The sequence below is a fragment of the Streptomyces venezuelae genome, from assembly GCF_008642275.1.
Lineage (GTDB): Bacteria > Actinomycetota > Actinomycetes > Streptomycetales > Streptomycetaceae > Streptomyces > Streptomyces venezuelae_E.
On the sequence record NZ_CP029189.1, the window covers coordinates 1,565,255 to 1,582,607 of the forward strand.

A 17,353-nucleotide genomic window follows, 5' to 3' on the forward strand; every position below is an offset into this window, starting at 1 on the left:
ATGCGCTGCCGCGGTGTGCGGGCGGGCCGCGGGCAGGGAAGAATGCCCCGCGTGATTGTGGACTGCGCGATTTACCGGGACGGCCGCCGTACCGAGGGGCCGGACGATTTTTCGGACGCCCTCGACGAGGCCCGGGCGACCGGTGACGCCTTCCTGTGGATCGGCATGCACGAGCCGACCGCGAAGGAGTTCGATCACGTCAGCCAGGAGTTCGGGCTGCACCCGCTGGCGGTGGAGGACGCGCTGACCGCGCACCAGCGCCCGAAGCTGGAGGTGTACGACGACTCGCTGTTCGTCGTCCTCAAGCCGGTGCTCTACGACGAGGACACGGACACGGTGACCGCGGGCGAGCTGATGGTCTTCATAGGGGACTCGTTCGTCGTCACGGTCCGGCACGGCGAGGGGGCCCCGCTGGCCGCCGTACGCCACCGGCTGGAGCAGGAGCCGGACGTGCTGCGGCACGGCCCGACGGCGGTGCTGTACGCGGTGTCGGACGCGGTGGTCGACCACTACATCGAGGTGGCGGCCGAACTCCAGGCGGACCTGGAGGAGCTGGAGGCGGAGGTCTTCGCCCCGAACGCCTCGGACACCAAGAACACCGCCGCCCGGATCTACGGGTTCAAACGGCAGGTGCTGGAGTTCCGGCGGGCGACGAGCCCGCTGCTCCAGCCGATGGACCGCCTCGCCTTCGGGGAGGTGCCGTTCGTCCACGAGCACGCCCAGCCGTTCTTCCGCGACGTCGCCGACCACCTGACCAAGGCGAACGAGTACATCGAGGGCCTGGACCGGCTGCTGTCGGACGCGCTCGCCGCGCACCTCGCGCAGATGGGCCTCCGGCAGAACGACGACATGCGCAAGATCTCGGCGTGGGCGGCGATGGCGGCCGTCCCCACCATGGTGGCGGGGATCTACGGGATGAACTTCGACCACATGCCGGAGCTGCGGCACACCTGGGGCTATCCGGCGGTGCTGGTGGTCATGGCGGGCGCGTGTCTGGGCCTGCACCGGATGTTCAAGCGCCGGGGCTGGCTCTGAGTTCCCTCTCGCGCGGGGTGTGGGCGAAGGCGCCCGCGTCGGCGGGGGTGCCGCCGAGGGCGTCCAGGCGCTCCGGCGGCCGCAGGTTCACCATCCGGTGCCAGCCGCTGAACCGCTCGTACGCGTACATCGCCCGGATGCCGGCGGCCAGGGCGGCCGCCTTCGGGGCGGGCCAGTGCAGCAGCCGTCCCATGTGGCTCATGACGGCGAGGCTCACGTCCCGGTAGACGGAGATCTCGGCGAGCGCGCTCTCGCGGAGCACCCGCTGGATGGTCCGGCCGTGACCGGCCCGGGCGAGGCGCAGCAGTTCCTCGTGGCAGTAGGCGAGGTGGTTGTCCTCGTCGTGGCTGATCATGTGGATCGCCCTGCCCACCTCGGGGTGGTCGCCGAAGTACCTGACCAGCATGTCCATCTGGTCGGCGGCGCGCTGTTCGGTGACGCGGCTGTGCGCGAGGTAGACGACGATGTCCTCCTCGGTCAGCGCCAGCTCGCGGCGGAGCTTCTCGTGCGCGAGGCCGATGCCGCGCCGCTCCAGCAGCATCGTGTAGTCGGTCTCGGGGGGAACCGGGACGGCGGGCAGGCCGCGCTTGCGGAGCAGGGCGTTGAAGATCCGGCCGTGCTTGTCCTCGTCGGCGCCGTGCCGGGTGATCTTGGGCGCGAGGTGGCGCATGCCGTCCGGCACCAGGGCCGCGATACGGGCGTTCTCCCAGCCGCCCTGGGTCTCCCCGCTGGCGGCGATGGAGCAGAACAGCTGGAAGGAGTCGTCGTTGTCGACGATCTCCTGGAACAGGCTGCGGGCAGAGAGCATGGAACGAGTCAAACGCCGGTGGACGGGGCGGGCAACCGATAGGTCGCACTACTCGTCCGAATGAACGAAATCGGGGGTTGGACCGCCACGCGTAACCCCGCGGGCGCCCGCGGCGTTGTTCGCTGTGTCGGCCGTGGCGGGGAAGACCCCCCGAGCCCCCACCACGGCCGCAGAAGCGTTCACCGGTGCCGGCGTACGTCCGCCGGCACCGGATCAGCCGGCCGCCGCCCGTTCCGCACGAGCCCTTCGAGCCGTGCGATCCGGTCCGCCCGGTCAGGCGAGACCGGCCAGCTCCATGGCCTCGGTACCGGCACGCAGGGCGGCGATCCGCTCGTCCAGCGTGAAGCCGGCCGGGGCGAGCGTGAGGGTGGTGACCCCGGCCTCCGCGTAGGCCCGCATCCCGTCGGCGATCCGCGCGACCGGGCCGAGCAGTGTCGTCGAGTCGATCAGCGAGTGCGGGACGGCTGCAGCCGCGCCGGTCTTGTCGCCCGCCAGGTACTTGTCCTGGATCTCGGCCGCTTCCTTCTCGTAACCCATGCGCTGGGCCAGCTGGTTGTAGAAGTTCTGCTTCCGGCTGCCCATGCCGCCCACGTACAGGGCGGTGTACGGGCGGAACATGTCCGCGAGCGCGTTCACGTCCTCGCCGAGGGCCAGTGGCACGGTCGGACAGACGTCGAAGCCCTCCATGGTCAGCCCTGCCTTCTCGCGGCCCGCCCGGATGTGGGTGAGGGCGGTGGCCTCCAGGTGCTCGGCGGCCGGGAAGATCAGCAGGGCGCCGTCGGCGATCTCGCCGGTCTGCTCCAGGTTCTTCGGCCCGATGGCGGCGATGTAGAGCGGGATGTGCTCGCGCTCGGGGTGCACGGTCAGCTTGATCGGCTTGCCCGGGCCGTCCGGCAGCGGCAGGGTCCAGTGCTCGCCGTCGTACGAGAGCCGCTCGCGGCTCATGGCCTTGCGGACTATCTCCACGTACTCGCGGGTGCGCGCCAGCGGCTTGTCGAACTTGACGCCGTACCAGCCCTCGGAGACCTGCGGTCCGGAGACGCCGAGGCCGAGCCGGAAGCGGCCCTTGGTGAGGGAGTCGAGGGTGGCCGCCGTCATGGCGGTCATGGCGGGCTGGCGGGCCGGGATCTGCATGATCGCCGAGCCGACGTCGATGCGCTCGGTCTGGGCGGCGACCCAGGCGAGCACGGTCGGGGCGTCGGAGCCGTAGGCCTCGGCGGCCCAGCAGACGTCGTAACCGAGGCGGTCGGCCTCCTGGGCGACGGCGAGGTTGTCGGCGTCCATGCCCGCACCCCAGTAACCAAGATTGATGCCGAGCCGCATGTGTCGTCCCCTTACCGGTTTACCGATCAGTAACGTTGGTGTGCGGGGACTGTAGCGCGCCAAGGTCCTCCGCGTCAGCGCCCCAGTAGTCTCAGCGCTCATGGAGCAGAGGCATCTCGGCCGCACCGGACTGCGCGTCTCCCGGATCGGCCTCGGCACCCTCACCTGGGGCCGCGACACCGGCGAGGAAGCCGCCGCCGAGCAGGTGAAGACGTTCTGGGAGGCGGGCGGCACGCTCGTCGACACCGCCGACGTCTACGGAGGCGGTGAGGCGGAGTACCTCCTGGGGCAGCTGGTGGGCGGGCTCGTGCCGCGCCGGGACCTGGTGATCGCGACCAAGGCGGGCAGCGTGCCGGACCCCGACCGGAGGTTCGACGGCTCGCGCGGGCACCTGCTCGCCGCCCTCGACGCCTCGCTGGACCGGCTGGGCACCGACTACGTCGACCTGTGGCAGGTGCACGCCTTCGACCCCGCGACCCCGCTGGAGGAGACCCTGCAGGCGCTGGACCTGGCGGTGAGCAGCGGCCGGGCCCGGTACGCGGGACTCGCGGGCTTCTGCGGCTGGCAGCTGGCGAAGGCGGCGACCTGGCAGCTCGCGGCAGCCGGGGTGCGCACCCGGATCGCCTCGACGCAGATGGAGTACTCCCTGCTCCAGCGCGGGGTGGAGCGCGAGGTGCTGCCGGCCGCGCTGGACCTCGAAATCGGCCTGCTGCCCTCCTCGCCGCTGGGGCGCGGCGTGCTGACGGGCAAGTACCGGGACGGCACCCCGGCCGACTCCCGGGGCGCCTCGGAGTCGCTGGCCGCCCTGGTGGACCCGTACCTCGACGAGGCGGCCGGGCGGATCGTGGACGCGGTGGTGACCGCGGCCCAGGGGCTGGCCGTGACCCCGCTCCAGGTGGCCCTGGCATGGATCCGGGACCGGCCGGGGGTGGTGGCGCCGATCGTCGGTGCGCGGACGTCCGCGCAGCTCGAAGCCGCGCTGTCGGTGGAGGCCCTTAGTCTTCCGGAGGAGATCTGCCGGGCGCTGGACGATGTTTCGGCTCCGGTGCACCGCTACCCCGATCAGGACTGGAGCACGCTGTGAGTACGGACCCTCAGGCCGATACCGCTGCCGCGGAGGACCCGGCCACCCCGGAGGCCGAGCCGTCCGCAGCCGCCGAAGCGGAAGCGGACCCGGCGGCCGACGACGACCGGACCGCGACCGACGGGGCGGAGCCGGACGGGTCCGGGACCGCCGAACCGGCCGCGGCCGAGGACGGGACCGGGCCGGTCGCCGCGCACGGCGAAGCCGGTGACGGGGACCCGGGGGCGGCGCCCCCGGTTTCGGGAAGGGGCGGGGAGGGGGAAAGCCCCGCAGGGCCTGCCTCCGAGGCGGACCTGGGGACCGGCCCGGCGCCGACCGACGACGCGGCCGGATCCGAGGCCGAAGCCGGATCCGGGGCCGACGCGGAGGCCGGGGCCGGCCCCGAGGGCACCGCCGAGCCGGCCGCCGAGGCCCAGGCGGCGCCCGCGCTCTCCGAGGCCCAGGCCGAGTTGGCCGCCCAGAAGATCGAGCGGGAGCGGATCGCCCGGCGCAAGGCCGAGCGCGAGGCGCCCGTCGAGGCCGGGGCGAAGCTCAGCGGGAAGGCCGCCGACCTGCTGGCCGCCGTACGGGCCGTGGAGAGCGGTGCGAAGCCCTCCGCCGTGTACTTCGACGAGGCCCCGGCCGCTCCCCGCAGGCCGGCTCCCGCTCCCGCCGCACCGCGCCCGGCCGCCCCGGCGCCGACGGCCGCGGCCGCGCCCTCCGCCGACGCCGTCGAGGGCGTACGGGCCGTACTGGCCCGCGGTGGCGCCCCCGAGGCCCTGGCCGCCCCCGCCGCGGCGGCCCTGGGCGAGGACGCCGCCGGGCAGCTCACCGAGAACCCCTGGCGGCTGCTGTCGCTGCCCGCCGTGCGGCCGGCCCAGGCAGACGGCTTCGCCCGGGCCCTGCTGGGCCCCGGGGCGGGCCCCGGGGACGAGCGCCGCACCGCCGTCCTGGTGGGCTGGCTGCTGGCCCAGGCCGGGCTGAAGGGGCACACGGCCCTGGAGGCCCCGGTGCTGGAGAAGGCGCTGGCCCAGTACGGCGTACCCGTTCCGGCCGAAGCGCTGGAACAGGCCGTCGGCGAGGGCTCGGTGCTGGTCTTCCAGGAGCCCCTGGGACCGCCGGCCGGCGAGGACACCGAGGACGCCGAGCAGCCCGTACGTGTGCTGGTGGGCCTGGAAGGTGCCGCCATGGCCGAGGAGAGCCTGGCCGACGGACTGGCCCGGCTGGCCGCCGGCCCCTTCGGCGACGCGGCGCGGTGGGAGCGGGCCGCCGGTTCCGCGCCGAGCCCCTCCGCCGCCGAGCTGATCCGCGCGGTCGCGGACCACGGCCTGGTCACCCACACCGGCGGCGAGGCCGCCCGCGCCGAACCGGCCGCCCTGGCCACCGCGGCCCGGGAGCTGGGCCTGCGGGTGTGCGTGGCCGCGCACGCCCCCGGCGGCGGCCCGGACCCGGTGACCGTGGCGGGGCTGCTGTCCGGCGCCGAGGGGCCCGGGCGGGACGCGGACGGCCAGTTCGCGCTGGACCTGCTGGTGGTGCTGGACGCGCCGCAGCTGGACGTGGAGACCGCGGCCGCGCTGGTGGAGTGCGTCCCGGACGGGGCCCGTCTGGTGCTCTCCGGGGATCCCGGTGTGCTCGGGTCCGCCGGGGCCGGGCGGGTTTTCGCCGATGTGCTGGCGGCCCGTACCTGCCCGCAGCTGGTCTCCCGCACCCCCGACCCGGGCCCGCTCGGCGAGCTCGTCTCCGGAATCGGCATCGGGGAGCTGAACCAGGTCGACGCCCCCGGCAAGGAGGTCGTCATCGTCCCGGTGAAGGACGCCGGGGAAGCGGTGCACCGGGCCGTCCAGCTGGTGGCCGAGTCGGTGCCGCGGGCCTTCGGGATCCCGGCGGACACCGTGCAGGTGATCACCCCGGGCCACGGCGGCCCGGCGGGCACCCGGGCGCTGAACGCCGCCCTGAAGGAGCGCCTGAATCCCGGTCCGGGCCGCTTCGGCGGCTTCGACCCCGGTGACCGGGTTGTCCACGTGCCGTCCGCCGGGCGGGCGCTGGCGGCCCGGGTGGTGTCGGCCGACGCCGAGGGCCTGCACCTGGACCGGGCGGGTGAGCGGATCGTCGTGCCGAAGGAGCTGGTCGAGTCCCGGGTGCGGCACGGCTGGGCGGTGACGGCGCACCAGGCCGTGGGCACGCGCTGGCCGGCGGTGGTCGTCGTACTGCCGGGTGACGCGGCGCAGGCGCTGTCGCGGGACTGGGTCTACACGGCGTTCGGGCGGGGCGAGCGGCACCTGTCCGTGGTGCACGGGGTCGACCAGGCACTGCCGCACGCGGTGGCCGAGGTGCCGGCGAAGCCGCGTACGACGCGTCTGACGGGCCTGCTGACGGCGCTCGCGACGGCGGGCGCGCAGCCGCGGTGAACCGGCCGTGTCCCCCCGCCCGGGCAGGCGGGGGGACACGGGGTCCAGCACGTGCGGGGCCCCGGCCGGGCCCCGGTCGACGGGGTCAGGCGGGGGTCAGCCCCGGTTCCGCGGCTTCGTCCTCGTCGAAGTCGTCGGCCTCCTCGTCGAAGACGGAGCTGACGTCGAACCGGTGCAGCACGTCCTGCGGATCGATGTGCCCGAAGGGCGAGCCCAGCCACTCCCCCGGTTCCGACACCTCGTCCGAGGCCGCGATCCAGAGCGTGGAGTCGCCTTCCTCCAGTCCGAAGTCCTTGTAGCGGGAGGCGATCTCGTCGGGCTCGTACTCCCCGAAGAGGACGCCCAGCGCGTCGGCGCTGCCGCCGTCGCCCACGAAACCGGCGTCGCGGTCGTGCGCGGCGACCCGCTCGGCCTGGGCGATCAGCCGGGCCGGTTCGACCACGGCGTAGTCGCGGCGGATGAGCACGCTGAAGGCGGCGGGCTCGGCGGGGCCGGTGTACGGGACGCCGTCCTCGGGTGTGGGGATCTCGAAGGGGGTGACCTCGTCGTAGCGGTCGTAGAGGAGTTCGTCGTACACCTCGGCAGCGGCGGCGAGTTCGTTGAACGCGGCGTAGACGTCCGGATCCTCGTCCCCGGCCCTGCGCTCGACCGCGGCGAGGTGACGGTCGAGCGCGGCCTTGACCGCCTCGGCGGCGGCGCGTACCTCGGCAACAGTGGGCAGATCGGCATCAGACATAGAGCAGACGCTATCCGTAGCAGGGCTCTGCCCGCACAATAGATTCGATGCCGGAATACGAATTTGTCGACGTGTACGTGCCCCGCGGTGTTCCTCGCAAGGAGGCGACCCGCCTGTTGACCGACCATGCCGAGTACGGGAACTGGGAACTCGACCGGCTGAGCCTGTACCGGGACGGCAGTCGCCGTGTGCGACTGCGCCGCCGGATCATCCGTCAGGTCCGCGCGACCTGGTGACGCGGGCCCCGGAGGCGGGGCCCGCGCCGTGACCGCCCGTCAGGCGGCGTTGCGGGCCCGCCGGTAGAGAACGGTGCCGGCGAGCAGCAGGCCGCCTGCGAGCGGCAGCCCGGCGGTGAGGACGTCACCGGTCCCGGTGGCGGCGAGACCGCCGGCCTGGCCGGGGTTGTTGCCGGTCCCCGGACCGGGGTTCGTACCGGGGGTGACGGAACCGCTGCCGGGGGTGTTCGGCGTACCCGGGTTTCCGGGGGTACCGGGGCCACCGGGGTTGCCGGGCGTACCCGGACCACCAGGGTTACCGGGCGTACCCGGCCCGCCGGGGTTGCCCGGGTTACCCGGCCCGCCGGGGTTACCGGGACCACCAGGGTTACCGGGACCACCGGGGTTGCCCGGACCGCCCGGGTTACCGGGACCACCGGGGTTACCGGGACCGCCCGGGTTACCCGGACCACCGGGGTTACCGGGACCGCCCGGGTTGCCCGGACCGCCCGGGTTACCGGGACCACCGGGGTTGCCCGGACCGCCCGGGTTGCCCGGGTGGTCGTCGCACGGCTCGTCGTCGCCCGGGTGCTCCGGCTTCGGCGGCTTCGGCTTGGCCTGGCCGGATCCGTTCGCGCAGTGGTTCCCGAAGGCCGGGTTGAGGGCTCCCACCACGTTGATCGTGTTCCCGCAGACGTTCACCGGCGCGTCCACGGGCGCCTGCAGGTTGTTCCCGGACAGCAGGCCCGGAGAGTTCGCGGTGTGCCCCGAGGCCACGGAGTCCGCGTGTGCGTAGCCCCCGCCCATCGCGAGGACACCCCCCGCGGCCGCCATGGTGATCAGGGTCTTCCTGGTGACCTGTGCCGGTCGTCGCATCTGTACTCGTCCCCTGGTGTGTACGTTTCGGCCGTCGTCCGACGGCCCGGCCCACCCGGCTCCCCTGCCTGGTACGCCGGAAGTGAGAAGAATCCGGTCCGGAAAGCCCGGTGGCCCCGGAGCGCTGGGATGCGCTCCGGGGCCGAAGACTTCAGACGCGTCAGGCGTTGACGCAGGTGTTGCCGAAGGCCGGGTTCAGCAGGCCGATGACGGAGATCGTGTTGCCGCAGACGTTCACGGGAACGTGGACGGGAACCTGCACGACGTTGCCGGACAGGACACCGGGCGAACCGATGGCCGCACCCTGCGCACCCGCATCGGCGTGGGCCAGACCCGCACCCGCGAGAACCAGGCCACCGGTGGCAGCCACTGCGGCGACAACCTTCTTGATCATTGTTCCTCCTAGTAGGCAATTGCGGTCCCAGCCGCGGACCGCAACACCTGTAACGAGGAGGGATCACCGGGGCTACGAGCGTATGAGTGCATTCACTCTTCTCAGTGGAATGCGCACACCTTCTCGAATCTCAGGCGTTGTCGATGAACCGGTCGAGCACCCGCACGCCGAACTTCAGTCCGTCGACCGGCACCCGCTCGTCCACACCGTGGAACATCCCGGCGAAGTCCAGCTCCGGCGGCAGCTGCAGCGGCGCGAAGCCGAAGCAGCGGATGCCGAGGTCGTCGAAGGACTTGGCGTCCGTACCGCCCGAGAGCATGTACGGGACCGCCCGCGCGATCGGGTCCTCGGCCTTCAGGGCGCCCTGCATGGCGTCCACCAGCCTGCCGTCGAAGTCCGTCTCCAGCGCCTTGTCGCCGTGCACGTCCTCGCGCTTCACGCGCGGGCCGAGGATCCGGTCCAGGTCGGCGAAGAACTCGTCCTCGTAGCCCGGCAGGAAACGGCCGTCGACGTGGGCCGTCGCCTGCCCGGGGATGACGTTGACCTTGTAGCCGGCGCCGAGCATCGTCGGGGCGGCCGAGTTGCGCAGCGTCGCGCCGACCATCTTGGCGATGCCGCCGAGCTTGGCGAGCGTCGCGTCCATGTCGTCCGGGTCCAGCGGGGTCCCGAGCGCGTCCGAGAGCTCGTCGAGGAAACTGCGCACCGTCTTGGTCACGCGGACCGGCCACTGGTGGCGGCCGAGCCTGCCCACGGCCTCGCACAGCTCCGTGATGGCGTTGTCGCTGTTGGTCATGGAGCCGTGACCCGCGGTGCCGTCCACCGTGAGCCGCATCCAGTGCATGCCCTTCTGGGCGGTCTCCACGAGGTAGAGCCGCAGGTTCTCGTTGACCGTGAAGGAGAAGCCGCCGACCTCGCCGATCGCCTCGGTGACTCCCTCGAACAGGCCCGGGTGCTTGTCGACGAGGTGCCGGGCCCCGTAGATGCCGCCCGCCTCCTCGTCGGCGAGGAAGGCCAGCACGATGTCCCGCGGGGGCTTGCGCCCGCTGCGCATCCGGTCGCGTACGACGGCCAGCGTCATCGCGTCCATGTCCTTCATGTCGACGGCGCCCCGGCCCCACACGCAGCCGTCGGCGATCTCGCCCGCGAAGGGGTCGTACGTCCAGTCGGCGGCGTTCGCCGGAACCACGTCGGTGTGCCCGTGGATCAGCAGCGCCGGCCGTGAGGGGTCCTCCCCCTCGATCCGCGCCACGGTCGAGGCGCGCCCCTTGTGCGATTCGAAGATCTGCGGCTCCAGCCCGACCTCGGCGAGCTTCTCGGCGACCCATTCCGCCGCCTTGCGCTCACCGGGACCCGAGTGGTCTCCGTAGTTGCTGGTGTCGATCCGGATGAGGTCCCGGCAGAGGTCGACCACCTCGTCCTCGCCGGAGACGGTCCTGCCCGTGCTCGACTCGCTCACGCTGCTTCCTCCCACTGATCAGTACCGAAGCTCCATCCTCCCGCTCCGGGCCGTTCTCCCCAAGGGCGATCCCCGGCCGTCGGGGGGTGTGATCGAGGACCCCGGAATGTTTGGTAATGTTTTCCACGTCGGAACGGCCCGCGAGGGACGCGAGACAGACACCTTGTCCGGGTGGCGGAATGGCAGACGCGCTAGCTTGAGGTGCTAGTGCCCTTTATCGGGCGTGGGGGTTCAAGTCCCCCCTCGGACACCATGGTCACACGACCAGGAAGAGCCGGTCAGAGCGACGCGAGTCGCTCTGACCGGCTCTTTCGTCGTCCCGTGGCGCGGGACGCGGGTGGGGCCGGCGGTTCCGGCCCCACTCCGGGCGCACCCGGTCAGCCCCGCCGGGCCTCTCCGTCCTGCCCCTCCGCGAACCAGGGGCGGAGCTTCTCCGGATTGCGGACCGCCCAGATACGGGTGACACGGTCGCCGTCGAGTCCGAACGCGGCCACGGTCACGGTGACCCCGGCGAGCTGGGCGACCAGACCGGGCCGGCCGTTGACCGAGCGTTCCAGGAGCTTCAGTCCGGGAGCCCTGTCGGCGATCTGGATCAGGTAATCGGCGATCCGCGCGGCGCCCTCGACCGGACGCAGGGTCGCACCGACCAGTCCGCCGCCGTCGGCGGTCATCGTGGCGTCGGGGGCCAGCAGACCGACGAGGGCCTTGATGTCCCTGGCTTCCCACGCCTCCTTGAAGTTCCGTACCAGAGGGGCCTGTCCGGCCGTGGGGGCCGTCGGAACCTGCGCGGCGCCCACCCGCCGGCGGGCCGACGTCGCCAGCTGCCGGCAGGCCGCCGGGGTCCGGCCGACGATCTGGGCTATCTCGGCGAAGGGGTAGCGGAAGACGTCGTGGAGGACGAACGCGACGCGTTCGGCCGGGGTCATCGACTCCAGCACGACGAGGAAGGCCATGTTGACCGACTCGTCGAGGGTGACCCGGTCGGCGGGGTCGACCGGTCCGGACCCGCCGCCGGCCGGCCCGCTGATCCACTCCGCGCGGTCGGGCAGCGGCTCGGGGACCCATTCGCCGACGTAGCGCTCGCGCCGTGCCCGCGCCGAGCCGAGCAGGTCCAGGCAGATGCGGCCGGCGACCGTGGTCAGCCAGGCACCGGGCGACTCGACGGCTTCCTGCTTCTGCCTGGGCATCGCGTACCAGCGCGCGTAGGTCTCCTGTACCGCGTCCTCGGCCTCGGCCAGCGAACCGAGCAGCCGGTAGGCGAGGTTGGTGAGGTGTCCCCGCTCTCCGACGATCACGTCCAGGTGAGGATCGGACGACGTACTCATGCTCACGACTGCTCCCCCTGGCCCGCCTCCCGGTGCCCCGCCTCACATTTCGCGGGGCCACGTCGTCGGACTACCGAGACCATATCGATCTACGCCGTGAGGCAGAAGAGGGGCCGCCACCATGGCCACACTGACGACGGAGAAGCCGCGTACCTTCACCTTCCTGCAGGTCACCGTCGGCTTGCAGACCCTGGCCATCTTCTTCCAGGCGGCCACCGCCGGGGTGCTGCTGTCCTCGGCCCACGGTGAGCTGCTGCACGGCATCGGAGCGCGCGTGATGTACGGGGCGACGATGCTGTACGTGATCGCCGCGGTGCTCGCGTGGCGGCCGGGCGGCGGGTCGCCGCGGCCGATCCTGTACTCGTCCGGGTTCCTCGTCCTCGCCTCGGTGCAGGTGGTCCTGGGGATCGCGCGCGTGCCGTCGGTCCACGTCCCCCTGGGTGTCCTGATGTTCGCCCTGAGCCTGCTGGCGCTGAGCCGCGGACCGCTCGCCCGGCGGTCCTGATCGGCGCTGGCGGGGGCGGAACGGTCGAGGCCCCCCGCCCGGAACGGATTCCGGTGCGGGGGGCCTCGTGGGCGGTCGCGGGATCAGCGGCGGCCGGTGGCGAGTTCGGCCACGCGGCCACGGACCAGGTACCAGCCGCCGACCAGGGCGGCGCCGATGACCGGGACGAACAGGACCGTGGTCCGGCCGACGCCGCCGTCGCACCACATCAGCACCAGCACGGCGAGCAGGAAGGCCAGGGTGACGATCTGGGTGTACGGCGCCCAGGGCAGGCGGTACGAGGGGCGCTCCACGAGGTCCCGCTGGGCGCGGCGCCAGAAGAACAGCGAGCAGATCATGACCATCGCCCAGGTGCCGAGGATGCCCAGCGAGGCGAAGTTCAGGACGAGCTCGAAGGCGTCCTTCGGCATGAGGGCGTTCAGGCCGACGCCCGCGAGGCCGAACGCGGCGGTGAAGAGGACGCCGCCGTAGGGGACCTTGCCCTTGTTCATGACGCCGGTGAACTTCGGGGCGGAGCCGGACAGGGACATCGAGCGCAGGATGCGGCCGGTGGAGTAGAGGCCGGAGTTCAGGCTGGAGAGGGCGGCCGTCAGGACGACGAGGTTCATGATGCCCGCAGCGCCGGGGACGCCGAGCTTGTCGAAGACGGTGACGAAGGGGCTCTGGTCGGAGCTGTACGCGGTGTAGGGCAGGAGGAGGGCGAGGAGGACGACCGAGCCGACGTAGAAGAGGCCCACGCGCCACATGATCGAGTTGATCGCCTTCGGCATGATCTTCTCGGGGTTCTCGGTCTCGCCGGCGGCGACGCCGCAGAGTTCGACTGAGGCGTACGCGAAGACGACGCCCTGGATGACCAGGAGCATCGGGAGGACGCCGGAGGGGAAGAGGCCGCCGTTGTCCGTGATGTTGGCGAGGCCGGGGGTGCTGCCGCCGATGTCGTGGCTGGTGGCGACGAGCCAGATGCCGACGATCAGGAAGATCACGAGGGCGGCGACCTTGACGAGCGAGAACCAGAACTCCATCTCGCCGAAGTACTTCACCGAGATCAGGTTGGCGGTGAGCACGATGGCGAGGGCGATGAAGGCGAGGACCCACTGGGGGACGTCGGTGAACAGCGACCAGAAGTGGGCGTAGGTCGCGGCGGCCGTGATGTCGGCCACGGTGGTCGTGGACCAGTTCAGGAAGTACAGCCAGCCGGCCGTGTAGGCGCCCTTCTCGCCCATGAACTCTCGGGCGTAGGAGACGAAGGCACCGGAGGACGGGCGGTAGAGGACGAGCTCGCCGAGGGCCCGGACGACGAAGAAGGCGAAGACTCCGCACACCGCGTAGGCGATCGCGAGGGAGGGGCCGGCGCCGGCGAGGCGGCCGCCCGCGCCGAGGAAGAGGCCGGTGCCTATGGCTCCGCCGATCGCGATCATGTTGATGTGGCGGGACTTGAGGTCCTTGCTGTAGCCCTCGTCACCGGCGTCGACATGGCGGGTCGGCGCCGGGGCGGGTGCCTCGGTCAAGGTGCGGTCACTCAGGTCACTCATGTGGAACTTCGCCTTCGTGGGTGGGACAAGGCCGCCGCGCAGGGGGCCGGGTGGTGTCCCCTGTGGCGCGATCCGGGTGGTTTGGTCGCAACAGGAGACCATGAGGCTCCGCTCCCCTCCAAAAGCACCCCCTGCACGCAGAAGCCCCCGACGACCTTGGAAACGGGTGTCGGGGGCTTCGCAGGAGCTGGAAAACGAGGTCAGTCGCTCGGGGTTCCCTCCGCTGCCTGGTCGAGGCGGAAGGCCTCGTTCCCGAGGCCGATCCGGGCGTGCACCTCGGGGCGGCTGCGGCGCAGCAGGGCTCCGTAGACCAGGCCGGTCACGACGGCGGCGCCGATGATGCCGGGCAGCACCCAGGTGAGTGCGGAGCCCTTCTCGGCGCCGACCAGGACTCCGAAGTCCTTGACGGTGTAGACGGCGATGGCGAGCAGGGCGAGGCCGGAGGTGCCGGCCGCGACGAGGCGCCAGATCTGGGCGCCGGCGGTGCCGCGGCGGACGAAGAAGGCGATGACGGCGAAGGAGGCGGCGGCCATGAGAAGGGTCACGCCGAGGGCCCCGACGCTGCCCATCCAGGTGAACAGGTGCAGGACGGGGGTGGTGGGGTCGCCGGCGGGATTGTCGTCGGTGAGTGCGAAGGCGATCACGACGAGGGCGGCGACGCCGGTCTGCAGCAGGGAGCCGGTGGCGGGGGCGCCGGTGCCGGCGTTGGTGCGGCCGAAGGTGGCCGGGAGCAGGCCCTCGCGGCCCATCGCGAAGGCGTAGCGGGCGACCACGTTGTGGAAGCTGAGCATGGCCGCGAACATGCCGGTGACGAAGAGGACGTGCAGGACGTCGGTGAAGGTGGTGCCGAGGCGGCTCTCGGTGAGCTGGAAGAGCAGGGTGGGGCCCGCCTCGGCGGAGGTCCTGACGACCTCGGAGGGGCCGGCGGCGACGGTGAGGGCCCAGGCGCTGACGGCGAAGAAGAGGGCGGCGAAGCCGACGGCGAGGAACATCACGCGGGAGACGACGATGTGCGGCTTGCTGGTCTCCTCGGCGTAGACCGGGGACTGCTCGAAGCCGACGAAGGCGGCGATGCAGAAGCAGAGCGCGGTGCCGAAGCCGGCTCCGCCGAGGGTCTCGGGGTTGAAGGCGTGGAGCGAGAGGCCTTCGGCGGCGGGCTTGGCGATGGCGGCGATGTCGAAGACGACGACGAGGACGCACTCGACGAGGAGGAGGACCCCGAGGACCTTGGCATTGAGGTCGATCTTGAGCCAGCCGAGTGCGCCGGTGACGGCGACGGCGAGCAGGGCCGGTATCCACCAGGAGACTTCGGTGTCCAGGTAGGTGGCGAAGAGGCCGGATATCTCGAAGCCGAGGATGCCGAAGACGCCGACCTGCATGGCGCTGTACGCGACGAGGGCGACGAGGGAGGCGCCCGCGCCGGCGGTGGGGCCGAGGCCGCGGGCGATGTACGCGTAGAAGGCGCCGGCGTTGTGGACGTGGCGGCTCATCTCGGCGTATCCGACGCTGAAGAGCGCGAGGACGGCGCCGAGGATGACGAAGAGCAGGGGCTGGCCGACGATGCCCATGACTCCGAAGGTCGTGGGCATGACACCGGCGACGACCATCAGGGGCGCACTGGCGGCGAGCACGGACAGCAGCAGGCCCGCGGTGCCGAGGCGGTTGGCGCGCAGGGCCCGGTCCTGGCCCTTGTACGTACGGATCTCGGCCGGGTCTTGGAGCGTGGAGGGTCTGCCCGTCGGCATGGCGGCGTCCTTTCGGGGGCGTGGTGCTCGGGGGAGGGGCGCTGGGGGTCTGCGGGGCCTTCGGGGCCCGCCCGGACGCCGTCGTGGCGTCCGTGTGCGGGGCGCGTCAGGCGGTGCCGAGAGCGACGCCGCGAGCGGCGAGGAAGGCCTTGTGGGGGTCCCGGTCCGGATAGGACCAGGGGGCGCGGGTGGCATGGCTGCCGATGCGGTGGAAGAGGGCGGCGGCCTCGGCGGGACGGCCCTCGCAGAGTTTGGCGTGGGCGAGGAAGTTGAGGTCGACGCGGTTGCGGGGGTGGTCCTCGCGCTCCCACTCCAGCCACCAGTCGAAGGCGGAGCGCAGGACCTGGCGGGCACGGCGGCCCGCCCAGTGGGCGGCGGCCGACTCGGGCGAGTGCCCGTGCAGGGCGGCCAGCACCCGGTACCGCTCGGCGTGCGCGACGACGGGGAGCACGGCCAGCGGGGAGTCGGCCGGGGACTCCTCGGCGGCCCAGGACGCGAAGTCGTAGACCTCGTGGAGCGGGTCCTGGCCGGAGGTGAGGGCGCGTTCGGCGAGTCTGGCGACCATCAGGTGATGGGCGTGGTGGTGCTCGCGGTGGCGGGCCCGGACCTGGTCGAAGTGGCGGCTGAACTCCTCCTCGCCGCCGAAGGCGCGGGACAGGAGGAGCAGCCCGAGCCAGGGGGTCGGGTCGGCCGGGTGCAGGGCGGCGGCCCGGCGGCAGGCCTCCTCGGCCGCGGCCGGGCTGCCCTTCTGGCGCAGGGCGGTGAAGACGGCGGCGCAGGCGAGGAGGGTGGCGGCGTCGGCGCTCTCCGGTTCGGCGAGCAGCCACTCACGGGCCCAGGCGGTGGCCGCCGGGGTCTGCGCGAGGACGACGACGCGGTGGCCGCGGCGGTCCCAGTCGTCGCCGGTGCCGACGAGCAGGGCCCGGGCCCGGGCCCACCGGCCCTGGGTGAACTGGGACCGTACGTCGACGAGTTCGGCGTCGCACAAGGCCGGGTCGAAGAGCTGGGCGTCCCGCTTGCGGGCGCGGCCGAGGGGCGGCGGAGGCGGGGACATCCGCGGGTTTCCCTCCAGGACGCGGGCGGACGGGGATCGGGGCGGCTGCGGCCTCCCCCGCGCGTGGGGCGCACGCGCGCGGTCGGGCCGCGAGATCCGGGGATCGTGCCGGTGGAGCCCCCGTGGGGGCTCCCGAGGACTGCGGGGGAACTGCGAGGAACGGTGGTGGTGCTGGTTCGGATCTCCGACGTGCGTGCGGAATCCGGTCGGAACTCCGTTGAGCACTCTGGTGATCACGCACAGCAAAGCGGTACGCGCAGCTCCGAGTCAAGGTCCAGTCCACTGCGTGGCGCGTTTCAACTGCTCTGAAGGTCGTGCCAGTTGGTGGTCGATATTCGTTCCGGCAGGCCGCGGGCGGCGCCGTAGGGTGGCTCCATGACCGCCTATGACGATCTTCCGCCGTACCTGCTGGGGTTCCCCGGCCCCCTGCGCGACCAGCTGGTCGCGGCCGTGCTGAGCGGGGCGAAGACCACTACGACCGGCCTGCTCGCGGAGTACGAGGCCGAGCAGGAGCCGCTGCCGGAGCCCGGCGCGCGGTCCCTGCTCGTCGACTCCGCCGAGCACGGGGTGGCAGTGGTGGAGGTCACGGCCGTGGAGGTGCTCAGGCTCGCCGATGTGGGACTGGGGCACGCGCTCGACGAGGGCGAGGGGTACGCGTCGGTGGCCGAATGGCGTACGGCACACGAGGAGTTCTGGCACAGCGAACCGGTGCGTACGGTGATCGGCGACCCGGGGTTCACGGTCGATGACGACACCCTCGTCATCGCGGAACGGTTCCGGGTCACCGAGCGGCTCGGCTGAGGCCCCGGCTCGCGACGGGCCCCGTACGCGCCGGCCGGGCCCTACGCCGGGCCGCGCGCGCCGGGCCGGCCGCGCGC

Annotated in this window: 16 protein-coding genes and 1 tRNA gene; 7 read left to right on the forward strand and 10 right to left on the reverse strand. The window is 72.5% G+C overall.

Annotated features, from left to right (window positions below):
* Nucleotides 1-42 precede the first annotated feature (42 nt).
* Nucleotides 43-1,035, forward strand: a complete 993-nt coding sequence (corA, locus tag DEJ51_RS06440) for a magnesium/cobalt transporter CorA (protein ID WP_150256716.1) — start codon at nt 43-45, stop codon at nt 1,033-1,035.
* On the opposite strand, the gene DEJ51_RS06445 is transcribed toward corA, so the two are convergent.
* Together DEJ51_RS06445 and DEJ51_RS06450 are read right to left on the reverse strand one after the other, a co-directional pair.
* Nucleotides 1,013-1,843 (reverse strand): ferritin-like domain-containing protein, encoded by an 831-nt coding sequence (locus DEJ51_RS06445; protein WP_150256717.1) that lies wholly within the window; start codon nt 1,841-1,843, stop codon nt 1,013-1,015. The genes corA and DEJ51_RS06445 overlap by 23 nt on opposite strands.
* A gap of 273 nt (nt 1,844-2,116) precedes the next feature.
* Nucleotides 2,117-3,166: an LLM class F420-dependent oxidoreductase gene (locus DEJ51_RS06450; protein WP_150256718.1), complete on the reverse strand. Its 1,050-nt coding sequence runs from the start codon at nt 3,164-3,166 to the stop codon at nt 2,117-2,119.
* Between the two features lie 100 nt (nt 3,167-3,266).
* On the opposite strand from DEJ51_RS06450, the gene DEJ51_RS06455 reads away from it, so the two are divergent.
* On the forward strand, nt 3,267-4,250 hold the full coding sequence (locus tag DEJ51_RS06455; RefSeq protein ID WP_150256719.1) for an aldo/keto reductase: 984 nt from the start codon (nt 3,267-3,269) through the stop codon (nt 4,248-4,250).
* Nucleotides 4,247-6,637, forward strand: coding sequence for a helix-hairpin-helix domain-containing protein (locus DEJ51_RS06460; RefSeq protein WP_150256720.1), 2,391 nt, complete (start codon nt 4,247-4,249; stop codon nt 6,635-6,637). Before DEJ51_RS06455 ends, DEJ51_RS06460 begins: the two co-directional genes overlap by 4 nt.
* A gap of 85 nt (nt 6,638-6,722) precedes the next feature.
* Here the strand turns inward: DEJ51_RS06460 and DEJ51_RS06465 are convergent, their stop codons facing one another.
* Nucleotides 6,723-7,373: a hypothetical protein gene (locus DEJ51_RS06465; protein ID WP_150256721.1), complete on the reverse strand. Its 651-nt coding sequence runs from the start codon at nt 7,371-7,373 to the stop codon at nt 6,723-6,725.
* 47 nt (nt 7,374-7,420) lie between these two features.
* Between DEJ51_RS06465 and DEJ51_RS06470 the strand changes: the two genes are divergently transcribed.
* Nucleotides 7,421-7,609 (forward strand): DUF5703 family protein, encoded by a 189-nt coding sequence (locus DEJ51_RS06470; protein ID WP_030009118.1) that lies wholly within the window; start codon nt 7,421-7,423, stop codon nt 7,607-7,609.
* Nucleotides 7,610-7,648: 39 nt separating this feature from the next.
* On the opposite strand, the gene DEJ51_RS35715 is transcribed toward DEJ51_RS06470, so the two are convergent.
* The 3 genes from DEJ51_RS35715 to DEJ51_RS06485 all read right to left on the reverse strand — a co-directional run bounded on the left by DEJ51_RS35715 (nt 7,649) and on the right by DEJ51_RS06485 (nt 10,314).
* Complete coding sequence (locus DEJ51_RS35715) at nt 7,649-8,464, reverse strand: chaplin (protein WP_223835689.1); 816 nt, start codon at nt 8,462-8,464, stop codon at nt 7,649-7,651.
* Between the two features lie 160 nt (nt 8,465-8,624).
* Nucleotides 8,625-8,858: a chaplin ChpH gene (chpH, locus tag DEJ51_RS06480; protein ID WP_150256723.1), complete on the reverse strand. Its 234-nt coding sequence runs from the start codon at nt 8,856-8,858 to the stop codon at nt 8,625-8,627.
* Between the two features lie 130 nt (nt 8,859-8,988).
* On the reverse strand, nt 8,989-10,314 hold the full coding sequence (locus tag DEJ51_RS06485) for a M20/M25/M40 family metallo-hydrolase (protein ID WP_150256724.1): 1,326 nt from the start codon (nt 10,312-10,314) through the stop codon (nt 8,989-8,991).
* A 165-nt stretch (nt 10,315-10,479) separates the two neighbouring features.
* Between DEJ51_RS06485 and DEJ51_RS06490 the strand changes: the two genes are divergently transcribed.
* Nucleotides 10,480-10,567, forward strand: a tRNA-Leu gene (locus DEJ51_RS06490).
* 124 nt (nt 10,568-10,691) lie between these two features.
* Here the strand turns inward: DEJ51_RS06490 and sigJ are convergent.
* Nucleotides 10,692-11,639 (reverse strand): RNA polymerase sigma factor SigJ, encoded by a 948-nt coding sequence (gene sigJ, locus DEJ51_RS06495; protein ID WP_150256725.1) that lies wholly within the window; start codon nt 11,637-11,639, stop codon nt 10,692-10,694.
* Between the two features lie 121 nt (nt 11,640-11,760).
* On the opposite strand from sigJ, the gene DEJ51_RS06500 reads away from it, so the two are divergent.
* Entirely contained in the window at nt 11,761-12,144 is a 384-nt protein-coding gene (locus tag DEJ51_RS06500) for a hypothetical protein (RefSeq protein WP_150256726.1), read from the forward strand.
* 83 nt (nt 12,145-12,227) lie between these two features.
* Here DEJ51_RS06500 and DEJ51_RS06505 read toward each other — a convergent pair whose 3' ends face one another.
* From DEJ51_RS06505 to DEJ51_RS06515, 3 genes are all read right to left on the reverse strand, one after another.
* On the reverse strand, nt 12,228-13,667 hold the full coding sequence (locus tag DEJ51_RS06505; protein ID WP_150261723.1) for an amino acid permease: 1,440 nt from the start codon (nt 13,665-13,667) through the stop codon (nt 12,228-12,230).
* A 209-nt stretch (nt 13,668-13,876) separates the two neighbouring features.
* Nucleotides 13,877-15,421: an APC family permease gene (locus DEJ51_RS06510; RefSeq protein WP_150256727.1), complete on the reverse strand. Its 1,545-nt coding sequence runs from the start codon at nt 15,419-15,421 to the stop codon at nt 13,877-13,879.
* A 106-nt stretch (nt 15,422-15,527) separates the two neighbouring features.
* On the reverse strand, nt 15,528-16,475 hold the full coding sequence (locus DEJ51_RS06515; protein ID WP_150256728.1) for a hypothetical protein: 948 nt from the start codon (nt 16,473-16,475) through the stop codon (nt 15,528-15,530).
* A gap of 375 nt (nt 16,476-16,850) precedes the next feature.
* On the opposite strand from DEJ51_RS06515, the gene DEJ51_RS06520 reads away from it, so the two are divergent.
* Nucleotides 16,851-17,276 carry an ASCH domain-containing protein gene (locus DEJ51_RS06520; protein WP_150256729.1) on the forward strand — a complete coding sequence of 142 codons (426 nt, stop codon included), beginning with the start codon at nt 16,851-16,853 and terminating at the stop codon, nt 17,274-17,276.
* The last annotated feature ends 77 nt before the right edge of the window (nt 17,277-17,353 follow it).

What these genes read in the sequence shown, in the direction of transcription:
- corA (WP_150256716.1), top strand. Translation starts at nt 43, where the DNA reads ATGCCCCGCGTGATTGTGGACTGCGCGATTTACCGGGACGGCCGCCGT.
- DEJ51_RS06445 (WP_150256717.1), bottom strand. Translation starts at nt 1,843, where the DNA reads ATGCTCTCTGCCCGCAGCCTGTTCCAGGAGATCGTCGACAACGACGAC.
- DEJ51_RS06450 (WP_150256718.1), bottom strand. Translation starts at nt 3,166, where the DNA reads ATGCGGCTCGGCATCAATCTTGGTTACTGGGGTGCGGGCATGGACGCC.
- DEJ51_RS06455 (WP_150256719.1), top strand. Translation starts at nt 3,267, where the DNA reads ATGGAGCAGAGGCATCTCGGCCGCACCGGACTGCGCGTCTCCCGGATC.
- DEJ51_RS06465 (WP_150256721.1), bottom strand. Translation starts at nt 7,373, where the DNA reads ATGTCTGATGCCGATCTGCCCACTGTTGCCGAGGTACGCGCCGCCGCC.
- DEJ51_RS06470 (WP_030009118.1), top strand. Translation starts at nt 7,421, where the DNA reads ATGCCGGAATACGAATTTGTCGACGTGTACGTGCCCCGCGGTGTTCCT.
- DEJ51_RS35715 (WP_223835689.1), bottom strand. Translation starts at nt 8,464, where the DNA reads ATGCGACGACCGGCACAGGTCACCAGGAAGACCCTGATCACCATGGCG.
- chpH (WP_150256723.1), bottom strand. Translation starts at nt 8,858, where the DNA reads ATGATCAAGAAGGTTGTCGCCGCAGTGGCTGCCACCGGTGGCCTGGTT.
- sigJ (WP_150256725.1), bottom strand. Translation starts at nt 11,639, where the DNA reads ATGAGTACGTCGTCCGATCCTCACCTGGACGTGATCGTCGGAGAGCGG.
- DEJ51_RS06500 (WP_150256726.1), top strand. Translation starts at nt 11,761, where the DNA reads ATGGCCACACTGACGACGGAGAAGCCGCGTACCTTCACCTTCCTGCAG.
- DEJ51_RS06510 (WP_150256727.1), bottom strand. Translation starts at nt 15,421, where the DNA reads ATGCCGACGGGCAGACCCTCCACGCTCCAAGACCCGGCCGAGATCCGT.
- DEJ51_RS06515 (WP_150256728.1), bottom strand. Translation starts at nt 16,475, where the DNA reads ATGTCCCCGCCTCCGCCGCCCCTCGGCCGCGCCCGCAAGCGGGACGCC.
- DEJ51_RS06520 (WP_150256729.1), top strand. Translation starts at nt 16,851, where the DNA reads ATGACCGCCTATGACGATCTTCCGCCGTACCTGCTGGGGTTCCCCGGC.